Source organism: Flavobacterium suncheonense GH29-5 = DSM 17707, assembly GCF_000430025.1.
Classification (GTDB): Bacteria; Bacteroidota; Bacteroidia; order Flavobacteriales; family Flavobacteriaceae; genus Flavobacterium; species Flavobacterium suncheonense.
This window is the reverse complement of record NZ_KE387020.1, coordinates 410,393-424,466: the sequence shown is the minus strand read 5'-3', so window position 1 is coordinate 424,466 and position 14,074 is coordinate 410,393. Positions and strand designations below refer to the sequence as shown.

Here is a 14,074-nt window from a genome sequence, read left to right as displayed (position 1 = left end):
GTTTAAAAAGCGAACAAAAATAATTATTAATCTGTTAATATTCTTGTTTTTTAACGTCAATTTTTGGAGGAATTTGTAAACAAAACGGCAACTTATTAACAGATTGCTTACTTTTGTAAGGATGGCATTACTCAAACGCATATTCGACTTTTATCTGCACGGAAGCATACACGTAGCGCTGGCGGTTTACGCCTTGGTGCGCATGACGTTTCATTTCTTCCACATCGACTACAACCAGCCTATGGCGTTGTTTGCGTTTTTTGGTACCATCGTAGGCTATAATTTTGTCAAATACGATGAAATGGTGCGCGCCAAAAAGCTCAAAATGACGGCTGAACGCAAAGCGATTGTAGCCTTAAGTTTCGTCTCGTTTTTAGCCACGGCGTATTGCTTTTTTCAGTTGGAACGCCAGACGCAAATCGTATCGGTTGCTTTTTTAGGCCTGACAATGCTGTATACCTTACCGGTTTTTCCGAAGATAGGCAATGCCCGCAATTGGGCCGGCGTCAAGATTTACATCGTTGCTTTTTGTTGGGCAGGCATCACCCTTTTTCTGCCGATTATCAATGCGGATTTGCCACTGTCACAGGACGTTTGGTTAAAATTCTGCCAGCGTTTTCTCTTAGTGATCATTCTGATTCTGATTTTTGAGATTATCGATTTGAAACACGATGATTTGTCGCTGCAGACCGTTCCGCAGAAGTTGGGCGTTGAAAAGACCAAACTGCTCAATCTTTTTCTGTTGGTGCCGTTCTATTGTCTGGAGTTTTTTAAGTCGGATTTCCAGATGGTACAACTTTGGATCAATCTCGTACTGATAATCGTAATCGCTTTGTTTACCCTTTTCGCCAGCCCGAAACGCTCGGAATATTACACTTTGTTTTGGGTGGAAAGTGTGCCGGTTTTCTGGTGGGTTTTAGTGTTGTTTTTCGGCTGATTTTTTGATGAAAGCATTCCGTTTTTCAAGCAATCGGATCAGGTATTTTTTTAGGAACAAACGGTTGGAAATAGCGCCCAAAAATCCAAACGGAATTTCATACGTCACTTCATCAATCATAGTAGTTTGCCCGCTTTTTTCATGGAAAAGATGATGGTGTTTAAAAGATTTGAATTTACCCTGAATCATTTCGTCGGTAAACGAATCATAAAATGTCATCTCGGTAATTTTGCTTTGATGCGTATGCCAAAACCCGAAATGCCTTCCTTTGAACGTTACCGTTTCATGTAAGCTGATCAGTCCTGAGGTAATTCCATCGACTGCTTTTTCATCTGAAGTTTTCATGCTTTGCCGGTGCAAATCAATGTTGCGGCTTAAATCGAAAACCGTTTGTTTATCCGCGTTAATTTTAGTGATTAGCTTTAGTGTGGTCATGGCCGAGTAAATTTTGAAAGACTTTGTCGATTTTTGTATAGCGGAAGGTAAAACCGTTTTCCGTCAGGCGTTTTGGGATGATATTTCGACTTTTTAAGACCAGTTCTGTTTCCGTTCCGATGATTTTCGCACCGAATTTCAGCATTCGTTTTCCCAGTGGCGCACCGAAAGAAACTTTCATTTCTTTGCGTAAGGCTTTCATAAAAAAGCGGTTCTGGATTGGTTCCGGAGCAACAATGTTGATTTTTCCGGTGATTTCTTTTTCTACAACAAATGCGACAGCTCTTGCAAAATCCTCCTCATGAATCCAACTGATGAATTGGTTGCCGTTGCCCTGTTTTCCGCCAAAGCCCAATTGAGTCAGATTTTTCAACGGTGGAAAAGCACCTCCTTTTTTGCCCAGAACGATCGATGTTCGTAAAGCTGTTTTCTTAGTATTTGGCGTTTCCGTTTTGAAAAACGCTTTCTCCCAGCTTTGTGCCACATTCATGGAAAAATCATTCCCGATTTCACCGGTGTATTCGTCCATCTGTTGGTCTTCGGAATGTCGGTAAATCGTTGCGGTGGAAGCATTTAGCCAGTGTTTCGGAGGATTCTGGCATTGTAAAACCGCTTTGTTCAACAATTTGGTGCTTTTGATACGGGAAAGCAGGATTTCTTTTTTGTTAGCTTCGTTGTAACGGCAATCCACGGATTTTCCGGCTAAGTTGATTAAAACGTCGGCATTTTCGAGTTCTTTTTCCCAGCCCGTCATGGTTTTGGCGTTCCAGTGAATGTAGCGGATGTTGTTTTTCAGCATCGTCTTGCCTCGGGTCAGTACCACAATGTCATTTGATTGGTTCTGAAAGTAGCCGATGAGTACATTTCCCAAAAAACCGGTTCCGGCAGCGATGATAATTTTCATTTTTCAAAAATTTAGGATGATGAATAAAGCAATGATGCGGTATAACACCCAGGTTGGTGTTAAATAAACCGGCAGTTTTAAAAGTGTAATTCTTCGGAAATGTTCTTTTAGCATCAGCATGACAGTTATTCCGAACCATATCAGTATTAAATTACCGCTGAGAGTTGTAAATTTTGAAGCGATAATTATCGGGAGCAGGAGCAAAGAGCCGAAAAGCGAAACTGTCATCATGTTGCCCAAATACGTAAGTAGTTTTTTTCGGTCGGAACGGATCAAAAAGAGACTTTGAAAACCAATCTGTCCCACAGCAAGGGAAAATTCCCGCCAAATACTGCTCTCAGGAAGTTGCGGTAACAGTTTTGAACATTCGAAAAGCACCAAAGTGGTTACTAAAACTGCCAATATCAGATAGGTTATGCGATAAGAATGGTTAAAAGTGGGTTCGCATTTTACGGTTTGATTTTCCCGTACCACACTCGGCATGATTACTTTTCTGTTATAGGAAATAAAAGAGTAGGTTTTTTTCAGAAAGTAATTTACCGGAGCCAAATGACCAATCTTTTCAATCCAAGGGAAAGAATTGCCAATGATTTTCAGCAGACTTTCAATACCGTATAGCACGGTTTTGGCTTGGTAATCCACTAACGCAATTTCATTCGCGGCTCTTTCGGTATCGATGAACTCTTGTTCGGTTTCACCAATGTTGCAGTATGGTTTTCTGCCGTTTTTGTCCAGCATCCCTGTTTTTACAAAGGCTGAGGTGTACGCCTGACAAAGCGGACAGTCTTCGTCATACAATATCGTTTGGTTTTCCAAGGTTTTCATAATACTAATTTTCGTTTGTTTTTTACGCTAATCTCAGAACCTTCCGCAAGAAATACAGAGGTAGGTTGTAAAGTATTCAGAAAGGAAAAATCGTTGCCGTACACTTTGGAAAAATCAATCTGAATGTTGTGGTTTTTGATGAAGTACTGTTTCCATTTCGGATGCTGTACTTCGTATTCGTATGTGGTGTTTTCGTTGAAACGGGTGTAGCCGAAATAATGTTCCATGATGAATTCCGCTTCGCTTTCCGCATCGATATCGGTAGCAAAATCATAAGCATTTACTTCGATAGAATTTATATTTTCCTGATTTTTCCATTGATAGGCCACGTTAAGCACTTCAGCCTGTAATTTGTTTTGGTGCGCCATCGGACGGGTTTCGTAATTTTCTTTGTAAAAGGTGTTGGCTACAAAAGTGATGGCGCTTTTCGGAACAATTTCCTTGATGAACACCACGCCGCGTTTCCATTTACCGCTTTCAAAACGTTTTACATAGAACCGAAGATTGACTTCTTCAAAATCAGTATGTTTCGGGATGCGAAGCCCTAAAACTTTTGTGTTTTTGAACAGAAAACCGACCAGACTTACATAACAGTTTCCGTTCCATAAATCTAATTCAGTACCAGCCGGAAGGTATTTTTTCAGGAAATCGGGAGGAACAATGTAGTTGGCCATGATTAAATTTTTCCAGTGTGCGGTTAAGAAGGACATGTTTTTAAATTTTATTGTTTATTTTAAACTTTCAGAAAAAAATGAAACTTTCAATCAAAAAATATATTATTTCATGAATTTGACTAATAGTTGTGCCAGCCAATTGTCTTTGTACTCAGTAATTTTGTCCAGCACGTTATCGGCTTTTAAAACGAAATCATACAGTTTCGACGTTTGCTCCACAAAGTGTTTTTCTTCCGCGGAAGCGTTGGCATTGATGGAGGAAACTTCTTTTAAAACTTTCAGCGCAGGCTTAATTTCTCGTTTGCTGCGTTCTTTGGAAATTTTAACCGCCAACTCATCCAAATCTTTTTCGGCGGTAAAAAATTCGCGGCGTTCTCCTGCTTTGAATTCTTTATAGACAATGCCCCAATCCATTAAAGCTCTTAAATTCATGCTTGCGTTTCCGCGGGAGATTTGCAATTCTTCCATGATGTCTTCCATAGATACCGGTTCGTTGGATACCATCAGCAAAGCGTGAATCTGCGCCATCGTTTTGTTGATGCCCCATTGCGATCCCAAAGCACCCCAGGTCTGAACGAATTTATTTTTAGCTTCCTTGAAATCCATATTTCAAAGATATAAAGAAGTTTTTAAACTTTCAAAAAAAAATGAAAGATATTTTAATTTTAAGAGACCATGTAAATTTTTGTTAATTGTATTGTTCAGACTTGTTTTATGAAGCCTGAAAAAATATTTTTGTAAAAACCTCAGTTCATGGAATTATACTACACCTTTTCCGTTTTAATTGTATTAGCCTCATTTTTTGCCTACCTGAATCTGCGTTTTTTGAAATTGCCGGGCACCATCGGTATCATGATTATAGCGATGCTGGTTTCCTTGGGGATTCGGCTGGTTGGCGATTCGTACTTTCCCAAAACCACCAGTCACTTTTTTGAACTGATCAATGAATTCGATTTCAACGAGGTGCTCATGGGTGCCATGCTTAATTTTCTATTGTTTGCCGGAGCCTTGCACGTGAATATTTCAGATCTCAGAGAGCAGAAAATCCCGATTATGATTTATTCTACGGTGAGTGTGATTCTATCCGCATTTATTATTTCCGGGCTGTTGTATTTTATTGCGCCGATTGTTGGCATTCACATTCCTTACGTTTATTGTTTGTTGTTCGGAACGCTGATTTCACCCACCGATCCGATTGTGGTGTTAGGCGTGTTGAAGCAGGCTAACGTTCCCAAACGCATCGAAACGAAAATAGTGGGCGAATCCCTGTTTAACGACGGTATTGCGGTAGTAATGTTTGCCGTAGTGCTGAAAATGGTTACCGATGTTGATTTTAATGCAACCTTTGGTTCGGTTTCGTTACTGTTTCTTCAGGAGGGATTAGGAGGCGTTATCTTAGGAGGGACTTTGGGCTATACCGCTTCTAAAGTCATTAAAAAGATAGACGATTACAAAGTATCCGTTTTGATTACCCTGTCGATTGTAATGGGAGGCTTTCTGATAGCCAAAGCACTGCATGTTTCCAGTCCGTTGGCGATGGTGGTAGCCGGTTTAATTATCGGAAACTACGGAAAAAAAGTAGCCATGACCGAGCAAACAAGGGACTATCTTGAAAAATTCTGGGAGCTTATCGATGAAATTTTAAACGCCATCCTGTTTTTATTCATCGGATTCGAATTGCTGCTGTTGCCCGATTTGACCGATCAGATTATCATCGGACTGGTGTCTATTTTCATTGTGTTGTTTGCCAGAGGGCTGTCGATGGTTTTGCCGTGGAAATTTTTCAAGGTTTTCAAGTTTTTGGGCATTCAGCCGAGTTATACCAGAGGTTCTTTAATGGTGATGGTTTGGGGCGGTATCCGCGGTGGGGTTTCCATTGCGCTGGTGCTGTCTTTGCCGGCAGGAGATTACAAAGATTTGCTGTTGGAAATTACTTATATCGTAGTGCTGTTCTCGATTCTTATTCAGGGATTAACCATCGGGAAGTTTGCCAATAAGATGCTGGAAGATGAACAATAATTGAAAAATAAAGCATAAAAAAGAGGTTGTCTTTTACGGACAGCCTCTTTTTTGTTATAGTAATCCTGCACGTTTCAAAAGCGCTTCCGGTTTCGGTTCCTGACCTCTGAATTTTTTGTACAAGGTCATCGGATGATCGGTTCCGCCTTGTGAAAGTACGTAATCTTTGAATTTATCGGCCACTTCTTTATTGAAAATGCCATTTTCCTGAAAATAAGCGAACGCATCGGCATCCAAAACTTCCGCCCATTTGTAGCTGTAATAGCCTGAGGAATAGCCGCCCTGAAAAATATGCGAAAAAGAAACACTCATGCAGTTTTCCGCCACATCCGGATACAAAGCCGTGTTTTCCATCGACTTTTTCTCGAATGCTTTTACGTTGGTGATGCCTGAAGAATCAGCGCCGTGAAAATCCATGTCCAGTAAACCGAAGCTCAATTGCCGCAAAGTCGCCATACCTTCTAAAAAGCTTGCGCTTTCCTTGATTTTATCTACATATTCCTGTGGAATGATTTCACCGGTTTCGTAATGATGCGCAAACAACGCCAAAGCTTCCGGTTCGTAACACCAGTTTTCCATCACCTGACTCGGCAGTTCCACAAAATCCCAGTACACGGAAGTTCCCGATAAACTCGGATAAGTTGTATTGGCCAACATGCCGTGCAACGCGTGACCAAATTCATGAAACAAGGTCGTCACTTCGTTAAAAGTCAACAAAGAAGGCTTGGTTTCCGTCGGTTTGGTGAAATTGCAAACGATGGACACATGCGGACGTTCGTTTACGCCGTCTTTCACATATTGCGGCTTGAAGGACGTCATCCAGGCACCGTTTCGTTTTCCCTTTCTCGGAAAGAAATCGGAGTAGAAAATCGCAACCAATTCGCCTTTTTCATCGGTTACTTCAAAGGTATGAACGTCTTCGTGGTATTTGTCGATGTCGAACACTTCGGTAAAGGTTAATCCGAAGAGTTTATTAGCGACTTCAAAAGCGCCGTGCTGCACGTTTTCCAGTTTGAAATAAGGTTTCAGTTTTTCATCGTCCAGATTGAACAGTTCCTGACGCAGTTTTTCGGAATAATACGCACCATCCCATTTTTCCAGTTGCGTAATGCCGTCCTGTTTTTCGGCGAAAGCGGTTAGCTGTTTGAATTCTCTTTCGGCGGCTGGTTTGGCTTTGGTAAGCAAATCGTTTAAAAACGCCTTCACTTTTTCCGGGGTTTGCGCCATGCGTTCTTCCAAGACGAAATCGGCATGGGTTTTATAGCCCAGCAGATTAGCGCGTTCGTGACGCAAATTCGCAATTCGCAGCACATTGTTTTCGTTGTTGAAAGCATTGTCCTGAAATCCTTTTTTGCCGTAAGCGATAGCTAAGGTTTTGCGCAATTCGCGGTTGTCGGCGTAGGTGATAAAGGGCTGATAGCTGGGCATGTCCAGAGTGAAAATCCAGCCTTCTTTTTCCTGGCTTTTGGCTAAAGTACGGGCCGCTTCGATGGTGCCTTCCGGTAAACCGCTCAGGTCTTCCGCTTTTGTGATGTGAAGCTGATAGGCGTTGGTTTCTGCTAATACGTTTTCGCCGAACGTCAGTTTCAGTTTGGCTAATTCGGTGTCGATTTCGCGTAATCGAGCCTTTTTGTTTTCTGGTAAAAGCGCTCCGTTTCGGGAAAAGTTTTTGTATTTTTTATCCAGAAGCATGGCTTGTTCCGTAGAAAGCGCCAATTCGTCTTTTTGATTGTAAACCGTTTTGATTCGTTCGAACAAAGCCGTGTTTAAAGTGATGTCGTTGCTCAGTTCGGTTAGCATAGGGGAAACTTCCTGCGCGATTTTCTGCATTTGGTCGCTGGTTTCGGCCGAATTTAAATTAAAAAAGATGCTGGTGATGCGATCTAAGGTCTGACCGGCAAATTCCAAAGCTACCACCGTATTTTCAAAAGTTGGGGTTTCCGGATTGGCTACAATGGCATCAATTTCCGAACGGGTTTGGGCGATTCCTTCCTTGATGGCTGGCAGGTAATCGTCCATTTTAATTTGCGAAAAAGGTGCGGTATTATGCTTGTTGACGAATTTTTGTGTTAAAATATTCATTTTTTATTTGCAGTTTATCGGTAAAAACTATATTTTTGACGAGATAAGTTTTCTGAAAACGAGTCAATTACTCGCCTTTTTGACCCAAATAACATTACGATACACAGCAACTAATAGTAACCCATTAGTTTTGTGGACCCCGAAAAAGCGCTAGCCACAAAGCGCTTTTTCACTTTTTATTTCTTAAGGTTTTCCGCTGCCGTCAGCACCGCTTGTTTTAATCCTTCTTTGTAATCAATCATTTTATTCAGAACGTTTTTGTCATGGCTTCCGATGATTTGTGCAGCCAAAATTCCGGCGTTTTTGGCTCCGTTAAGCGCTACAGTTGCTACCGGAACCCCGCCCGGCATCTGTAAAATCGATAAAACCGAATCCCAGCCGTCGATGGAATTGCTGGATTTTACCGGAACGCCAATAACCGGAAGCGGGCTCATCGAAGCGACCATGCCCGGTAAATGCGCTGCACCACCGGCTCCGGCAATGATTACAGCAATACCTCGGTTGTGTGCATTTTTACTGAAATCGAAAAGTTTTTCCGGTGTGCGGTGAGCTGAAACTATGTCGACTTCGGTTTCAATGCCGAAGGTTTTTAAAATATCGATGGCTTCCTGCATGACCGGCATGTCGGAAACACTTCCCATTACGATGGCTACTTTATTCATTGTATGTTAGGTTATTCGTTTATTTGGTTATTTATAAATGTTGTCTGCTTTCCGAAAACTAATTACTGGACACTGATTACTCGAATACTGTTCTTCACTTCTTCGGCAATTTTTCGGGCGGCTGCCATGTTTTCGTTCACGATGGTCACGTGGCCCATTTTTCGGAACGGACGGGTTTCTCTTTTTCCGTAAATGTGCGGGGTTACACCGTCAATCGCCATGATTTTTTCGATGTTTTCATAAACCACGGGGCCTGAAAAACCTTCTTCCCCTACCAGATTTACCATGATTCCGGCTACTTTACTGTCGGTATTGCCTAACGGTAAGTTTAAAATGGCACGGATATGTTGTTCAAATTGAGAAGTGTAACTCGCTTCAATAGAATAATGCCCGGAATTGTGCGGGCGCGGCGCTACTTCGTTTACCAGAATTTCATCGTCTTCGGTCTGGAACATTTCAACGGCCAAAAGACCAATATGATTGAAGGCTTCCGATACTTTTAAAGCGACTTTTTGTGCTTTTTCGGCCACTTTTTCGTCAATACGCGCCGGACAGATTACATATTCCACCTGATTGGCTTCCGGATGGAATTCCATTTCCACCACCGGATAGGTTTTGATTTCTCCGGACACGCTTCGGGAAACAATCACGGCCAATTCGTTTTTAAACGGAACCATTTGTTCGGCGATGCATTCCACTTCGGGTAAATCGATTAAATCCATAGTGGAACGGACGATTTTCACCCCGTTACCGTCGTAACCGAATTGTGCGCATTTCCATACAAAAGGGAATTCCAGTTCGTCGTTTTCCAACGCTTTTTTCAGGTCGTTGATGTCAACAAAACGCTGATGCGCAGAAGTCGGGATGCTGTTTTCTACATAAAAATCCTTCTGACGGCCTTTGTTCTGAATCAGCCGCAAGGTCTTGGGGGAAGGATAGACTTTTAAACCTTCTTCTTCCAAAGCATCCAGAGCATCTAAGTTAACGTTTTCAATTTCAATGGTTAACAAATCGACCATTTTCCCGAATTGGTACACGGTTTCAAAGTCCATCAAATTGCCCCGGAAAAATTTAGCGGCACCAAATTGGGAAGGTGCTTCGCTGCTGGGATCTAAAACGTAAGTTTGAATGTCAAATTTGCGGGTTTCGGCCAATAGCATTTTTCCTAATTGGCCTCCGCCTAGAATTCCTAATTTGAAATCGGAAGAAAAATAATTCATTTCAGTGTGTTGTTGTTTCACTGCAAAGATACTATTCCCTTGATAATTAACAATGCATAATTGACAGTTGATAAGGGATAATTAGAATTATGACGAACCGGTTATCGCCTTTTTCCGAGAACTTCCCGGGCCGCAGCTTTGTATCCTGCCGATTGGGAAGCGTAATCGCGGCTTACAATGTCTTTTAATTCGTCGGCAATCCAGGGTTCTTTTTTGCCGAAATGCTGCAGGGTTTTCATGGCGTACACTTTGCAGGCTACGCGTTCGTCGCGAATTAACCAGTCCAAACAGATTTCGACCAGTTTTTCGTGTTGGAATTCCGTGAGTTTTATGGATTTTGTTGTGCCAAGGAAATAAGCTACCCGAGACATGCCTCTTATCGCAGAATCGTTTTTATACTTGGAAATAGTCTCACAGATTTTATCCGCAAAGGGGAAAAGCAGTTCGGTTTGGTGTTCGGCCAGCATTTCGATAATCCAGACGCCTTTGTGATGGTTTTTGTTGTTCAGGTCGGTTCCGAAGGTTATCAGGTCTTTTAAAACTTCCGGATGTTGTAGGACAAAATCCCGCATCCGGTTTCGGTTTTCGGTACTGGCGTTGATTTTGCTCAGTTGTTCGGTAAAGCTTGTCGTCATTTGGAAATCCGTTGGAGGTACTAAAATTAGGGGAAAATTCCGAATTGACAATTCATAAGTATAATTCCTGTCACATAGCTAAAAATAATTATCTTTGCCAATTATTCTATAAGTTAACGATGGAAATTCAACTTCACGACAAACAGTTTGTACCTTTTATTTCGACAGAAGAACTGGATTGGGCTATAGCCAAAATGGCAAAACAGGTTGCAGACGATATGGGGAATGAAACTCCTGTTTTTATCGGTGTTTTAAACGGCGCTTTTATGGTGGTGTCCGATTTTATGAAACACTACAAAAAACCTTGCGAGGTAAGCTTCATCAAAATGGCTTCCTACGACGGCATGGAAAGCACGCACGAAGTAAAACAGTTAATCGGTCTCAATCAGGATTTAACCGGAAGAACCGTTGTGGTTATTGAAGATATCGTAGATACCGGAAATACGGTGGAGGAACTGTACAAACTTTTTTCAGCTAAAAACCTAAAGCAGTTAAAATTTGCGACTTTGTTTTTAAAACCCGAAGCGTATAAAAAAGATATTAAAATTGATTATATTGGTATCGAAATTGAAAACCGTTTTATCGTAGGTTTCGGTCTGGATTACGACGGCTTGGGAAGAAATCTGCCGGAAGTGTATCAGTTAAAGTAATTGAAAGATTAAAAGATTTATAAATTGAAAGATTCTTGTTTGACAGTGTTTTTCAAATCTTTAAATGAAGAATAAACATAAACAACATACTATAATTTAACTTTTTAAAATGATCAACATTGTTTTGTTCGGGAAACCGGGCGCGGGTAAAGGAACTCAGGCAGAATTTTTAAAAGAAAAATACAATTTAACGCACCTTTCCACAGGCGATATCTTTCGTTACAACATGAAGAACGATACGGCTTTAGGAAAAGAAGCCAAAAGCTACATCGACAACGGCGATTTGGTGCCGGACAGCGTAACCATTAAAATGTTACAGGACGAAGTAGACAAACATTTAGATTCGAAAGGGTTTTTGTTTGACGGTTTTCCGAGAACTCTGGCACAAGCCGACGCACTGGATGCTTTTCTGAAAAGCAAAAGCTGGGAAGTAACCGCGACCATAGCTTTAGAAGCCGACGACGATGTGCTGGTACAACGAATTCTGGAACGCGGAAAAACCTCCGGAAGGGCAGACGATCAGGACGAAGAAAAAATCCGTAACCGTTACCAGGAGTATAATGAGAAAACCGCTCCTTTAATGGATTACTATAAAGCACAAAACAAATTTTACGCCGTAAACGGTATTGGTTCTATCGCAGAAATAACGGAACGTTTGAGTAACGTGATAGACAAATTGTAACTAAAATTCTAAAATTTGGAAATAGTCATAATTTTCTTGCTGATTTTACTCAATGGAGTATTCTCCATGTCGGAAATTGCACTCATCTCAGCAAGAAAAAACAGGTTGGAAACCGCCGCTAAAAAAGGTAACACGAGTGCAAAAACAGCTTTGGATCTGGCCAATTCGCCAAACAAATTTTTATCGACGGTACAAATCGGAATCACCTTAATCGGGATTCTGACGGGTATTTACAGTGGTGAAAAAGTAACCGATAACGTTCAGCTTTTTTTAGAGCAGTTTGAAATGCTGAAACCCTATTCTCAAAGCCTTGCTGTGGGGATTGTGGTTGTGGTCTTAACTTATTTTTCACTGGTCTTAGGAGAATTACTGCCAAAGCGCATCGGATTGAATTATCCGGAAACGATTGCCAAAGCGGTTGCCGTTCCGATGAAAATGATTTCGGTAATCACAGCGCCTTTTATCTGGTTGTTAACCACTTCAACGGATTTTGTGCTGGACGTGTTAAAAATCAAGCCGACTGCGGACGGAAAAGTAACCGAAGAAGAAATTAAAGCCATCATTAAAGAAGGAACTGAAGTAGGAGAAGTTCAGGAAATTGAACAAGATATTGTGGAGCGCGTGTTCCATATTGGCGACCGAAAAGTAAATTCCCTGATGACTCACCGTAAATCCGTGATGTACCTTTCGTTGGAAGACAATTTAACGGAAACCAAACAAAAAGTATTAGAGGAACTGCATTCGGTCTATCCGGTTTGTGAAGAGAATCTCGATAATGTTGTGGGCGTGGTGCTTTTAAAAGACCTGTTTTTAAGCTTTGAGAAAAGCGGGAATTTTGATTTGAAAGCCATCAGCAAAGAACCGGTTTATTTCATCGAACACACTTCGGCATATAAAGCATTGGAGATTTTCAAAACCACCAAAGTGCATTACGCTTTGGTTACCGATGAATACGGAGTGGTACAAGGAATCATTACCTTAAATGATATTCTGGAAGCCCTGGTGGGTGATGCTGCGGAGTTTTATGAAGAAGAATTTCAGCTCGTGGCCAGAGAAGACGGTACCTGGCTGGTTGACGGTCATTATTCTTTGCACGATTTCCTAACGTATTTCGATATGGATGACTTAATCAACGATTATGATGTCACAACGGTTAGCGGTTTGATTATGACGGAATTAAGTTACATTCCTAAAGTGGGCGAAAAGCTTATCTGGAATAAAATGGAGTTAGAAGTGATGGATATGGACGGCATCAAAATTGATAAAATTCTGGTACGTGTTCTAAAAGACGAAGAATTATAAATAATTAGGAGGAAAAGATACAATGACAGAAGGGAATTTTGTAGATTACGTTAAAATATATGCCGCTTCCGGAAAAGGAGGAAAGGGTTCTTCGCATTTGCACCGCGAAAAATTTATTGAAAAAGGCGGACCCGATGGGGGTGATGGTGGTCGCGGAGGCCATGTTATACTGGTGGGGAATAAAAATTTATGGACGCTGTTCCATCTGAAATTTCTGCGTCATATTAAAGCAGGTCACGGCGGAGACGGAGGAAGTTCCCGCAGTACCGGAGCCGATGGCGAAGACAAATACATCGAAGTGCCACTCGGAACAGTGGTTAAAGATGCAGAAACCGGAGAAATCCTTTTTGAAATCACCGAAGACGGCGAACAAAAAATTCTGGTAAAAGGCGGAAAAGGCGGCTTGGGGAACTGGCATTTCAGAAGCGCAACCAATCAGACGCCCCGTTATGCCCAACCCGGAATGCCCGGCGAAGAAACCGATGTGATTCTGGAATTAAAAGTGTTGGCCGATGTGGGCTTGGTAGGTTTCCCAAATGCCGGAAAATCGACGTTGCTGTCCGTGCTGACCTCCGCGAAACCCAAAATTGCCGATTATCCGTTTACCACTTTAAAACCGAATTTGGGTATTGTGGCCTACCGTGATTTTCAGTCGTTTGTCATTGCGGATATTCCGGGAATCATCGAAGGAGCTGCGGAAGGAAAAGGCTTAGGACATTACTTTTTGCGTCACATCGAACGAAATTCGACCTTGTTATTTTTGGTTCCTGCCGATGCGCCGGACATTAAAAAAGAATACGACATTCTTATCGATGAATTGCGACGCTACAATCCGGAAATGCTGGATAAAGACCGTTTGCTGGTTATCTCGAAATCCGATATGCTGGATGACGAACTCAAAGCGGAAATGAAAAAGCAGCTCGACAAAGAATTTAAAGGTATTCCGTATATGTTTATCTCCTCAGTAGCCCAGCAAGGACTAACCGAATTAAAAGATAAGCTTTGGCAGATGTTAAACGCTGAAATCCATTAACAGAAACACTCTCC

General features: G+C 41.6%; 15 protein-coding genes. 6 read left to right on the top strand and 9 right to left on the bottom strand.

Annotated features, from left to right (window positions below; translation table 11 throughout):
* Window positions 1-121 precede the first annotated feature (121 nt).
* Window positions 122-937, top strand: a complete 816-nt coding sequence (locus tag G498_RS0112280; RefSeq protein WP_026981420.1) for a hypothetical protein — start codon at window positions 122-124, stop codon at window positions 935-937.
* Here the strand turns inward: G498_RS0112280 and G498_RS0112275 are convergent.
* From G498_RS0112275 to G498_RS0112255, 5 genes are all read right to left on the bottom strand, one after another.
* Window positions 917-1,372 (bottom strand): SRPBCC family protein, encoded by a 456-nt coding sequence (locus tag G498_RS0112275; protein ID WP_026981419.1) that lies wholly within the window; start codon window positions 1,370-1,372, stop codon window positions 917-919. The genes G498_RS0112280 and G498_RS0112275 overlap by 21 nt on opposite strands.
* The gene (locus G498_RS0112270) at window positions 1,347-2,276 is read right to left on the bottom strand and encodes a TIGR01777 family oxidoreductase (RefSeq protein WP_026981418.1); all 930 of its coding nucleotides are present in this window, start codon (window positions 2,274-2,276) and stop codon (window positions 1,347-1,349) included. The genes G498_RS0112275 and G498_RS0112270 overlap by 26 nt, the downstream gene beginning before the upstream one ends.
* 3 nt (window positions 2,277-2,279) lie before the next feature.
* Window positions 2,280-3,101: a DCC1-like thiol-disulfide oxidoreductase family protein gene (locus tag G498_RS0112265; RefSeq protein ID WP_026981417.1), complete on the bottom strand. Its 822-nt coding sequence runs from the start codon at window positions 3,099-3,101 to the stop codon at window positions 2,280-2,282.
* Window positions 3,098-3,811, bottom strand: coding sequence for a YqjF family protein (locus tag G498_RS0112260; protein WP_026981416.1), 714 nt, complete (start codon window positions 3,809-3,811; stop codon window positions 3,098-3,100). The genes G498_RS0112265 and G498_RS0112260 overlap by 4 nt, the downstream gene beginning before the upstream one ends.
* Before the next feature lie 66 nt (window positions 3,812-3,877).
* On the bottom strand, window positions 3,878-4,381 hold the full coding sequence (locus tag G498_RS0112255) for a GbsR/MarR family transcriptional regulator (RefSeq protein WP_026981415.1): 504 nt from the start codon (window positions 4,379-4,381) through the stop codon (window positions 3,878-3,880).
* 147 nt (window positions 4,382-4,528) lie between these two features.
* Here G498_RS0112255 and G498_RS0112250 point away from each other — a divergent pair, with 147 nt between their 5' ends.
* Window positions 4,529-5,794: a cation:proton antiporter gene (locus tag G498_RS0112250; protein ID WP_026981414.1), complete on the top strand. Its 1,266-nt coding sequence runs from the start codon at window positions 4,529-4,531 to the stop codon at window positions 5,792-5,794.
* 54 nt (window positions 5,795-5,848) lie between these two features.
* On the opposite strand, the gene G498_RS0112245 is transcribed toward G498_RS0112250, so the two are convergent.
* The 4 genes from G498_RS0112245 to G498_RS0112230 all read right to left on the bottom strand — a co-directional run bounded on the left by G498_RS0112245 (window position 5,849) and on the right by G498_RS0112230 (window position 10,393).
* Complete coding sequence (locus tag G498_RS0112245) at window positions 5,849-7,876, bottom strand: M3 family metallopeptidase (protein WP_026981413.1); 2,028 nt, start codon at window positions 7,874-7,876, stop codon at window positions 5,849-5,851.
* A 176-nt stretch (window positions 7,877-8,052) separates the two neighbouring features.
* Complete coding sequence (purE, locus tag G498_RS0112240) at window positions 8,053-8,538, bottom strand: 5-(carboxyamino)imidazole ribonucleotide mutase (protein WP_026981412.1); 486 nt, start codon at window positions 8,536-8,538, stop codon at window positions 8,053-8,055.
* A gap of 62 nt (window positions 8,539-8,600) precedes the next feature.
* Entirely contained in the window at window positions 8,601-9,758 is a 1,158-nt protein-coding gene (locus G498_RS0112235) for a 5-(carboxyamino)imidazole ribonucleotide synthase (protein WP_026981411.1), read from the bottom strand.
* A gap of 101 nt (window positions 9,759-9,859) precedes the next feature.
* Window positions 9,860-10,393 (bottom strand): hypothetical protein, encoded by a 534-nt coding sequence (locus G498_RS0112230; RefSeq protein WP_026981410.1) that lies wholly within the window; start codon window positions 10,391-10,393, stop codon window positions 9,860-9,862.
* 119 nt (window positions 10,394-10,512) lie between these two features.
* On the opposite strand from G498_RS0112230, the gene hpt reads away from it, so the two are divergent.
* The 4 genes from hpt (at window position 10,513) to obgE (ending at window position 14,060) form a co-directional block, all read left to right on the top strand.
* The gene (gene hpt / locus G498_RS0112225) at window positions 10,513-11,043 is read left to right on the top strand and encodes a hypoxanthine phosphoribosyltransferase (protein WP_026981409.1); all 531 of its coding nucleotides are present in this window, start codon (window positions 10,513-10,515) and stop codon (window positions 11,041-11,043) included.
* A 109-nt stretch (window positions 11,044-11,152) separates the two neighbouring features.
* Window positions 11,153-11,725: an adenylate kinase gene (locus tag G498_RS0112220; RefSeq protein WP_026981408.1), complete on the top strand. Its 573-nt coding sequence runs from the start codon at window positions 11,153-11,155 to the stop codon at window positions 11,723-11,725.
* A 66-nt stretch (window positions 11,726-11,791) separates the two neighbouring features.
* Entirely contained in the window at window positions 11,792-13,027 is a 1,236-nt protein-coding gene (locus G498_RS0112215; RefSeq protein ID WP_026981407.1) for a hemolysin family protein, read from the top strand.
* A 22-nt stretch (window positions 13,028-13,049) separates the two neighbouring features.
* Window positions 13,050-14,060 carry a GTPase ObgE gene (obgE, locus tag G498_RS0112210; protein ID WP_026981406.1) on the top strand — a complete coding sequence of 337 codons (1,011 nt, stop codon included), beginning with the start codon at window positions 13,050-13,052 and terminating at the stop codon, window positions 14,058-14,060.
* The last annotated feature ends 14 nt before the right edge of the window (window positions 14,061-14,074 follow it).

What these genes read in the sequence shown, in the direction of transcription:
- G498_RS0112280 (WP_026981420.1), top strand. Translation starts at nt 122, where the DNA reads ATGGCATTACTCAAACGCATATTCGACTTTTATCTGCACGGAAGCATA.
- G498_RS0112275 (WP_026981419.1), bottom strand. Translation starts at nt 1,372, where the DNA reads ATGACCACACTAAAGCTAATCACTAAAATTAACGCGGATAAACAAACG.
- G498_RS0112270 (WP_026981418.1), bottom strand. Translation starts at nt 2,276, where the DNA reads ATGAAAATTATCATCGCTGCCGGAACCGGTTTTTTGGGAAATGTACTC.
- G498_RS0112265 (WP_026981417.1), bottom strand. Translation starts at nt 3,101, where the DNA reads ATGAAAACCTTGGAAAACCAAACGATATTGTATGACGAAGACTGTCCG.
- G498_RS0112260 (WP_026981416.1), bottom strand. Translation starts at nt 3,811, where the DNA reads ATGTCCTTCTTAACCGCACACTGGAAAAATTTAATCATGGCCAACTAC.
- G498_RS0112255 (WP_026981415.1), bottom strand. Translation starts at nt 4,381, where the DNA reads ATGGATTTCAAGGAAGCTAAAAATAAATTCGTTCAGACCTGGGGTGCT.
- G498_RS0112250 (WP_026981414.1), top strand. Translation starts at nt 4,529, where the DNA reads ATGGAATTATACTACACCTTTTCCGTTTTAATTGTATTAGCCTCATTT.
- G498_RS0112245 (WP_026981413.1), bottom strand. Translation starts at nt 7,876, where the DNA reads ATGAATATTTTAACACAAAAATTCGTCAACAAGCATAATACCGCACCT.
- purE (WP_026981412.1), bottom strand. Translation starts at nt 8,538, where the DNA reads ATGAATAAAGTAGCCATCGTAATGGGAAGTGTTTCCGACATGCCGGTC.
- G498_RS0112235 (WP_026981411.1), bottom strand. Translation starts at nt 9,758, where the DNA reads ATGAATTATTTTTCTTCCGATTTCAAATTAGGAATTCTAGGCGGAGGC.
- G498_RS0112230 (WP_026981410.1), bottom strand. Translation starts at nt 10,393, where the DNA reads ATGACGACAAGCTTTACCGAACAACTGAGCAAAATCAACGCCAGTACC.
- hpt (WP_026981409.1), top strand. Translation starts at nt 10,513, where the DNA reads ATGGAAATTCAACTTCACGACAAACAGTTTGTACCTTTTATTTCGACA.
- G498_RS0112220 (WP_026981408.1), top strand. Translation starts at nt 11,153, where the DNA reads ATGATCAACATTGTTTTGTTCGGGAAACCGGGCGCGGGTAAAGGAACT.
- G498_RS0112215 (WP_026981407.1), top strand. Translation starts at nt 11,792, where the DNA reads ATGTCGGAAATTGCACTCATCTCAGCAAGAAAAAACAGGTTGGAAACC.
- obgE (WP_026981406.1), top strand. Translation starts at nt 13,050, where the DNA reads ATGACAGAAGGGAATTTTGTAGATTACGTTAAAATATATGCCGCTTCC.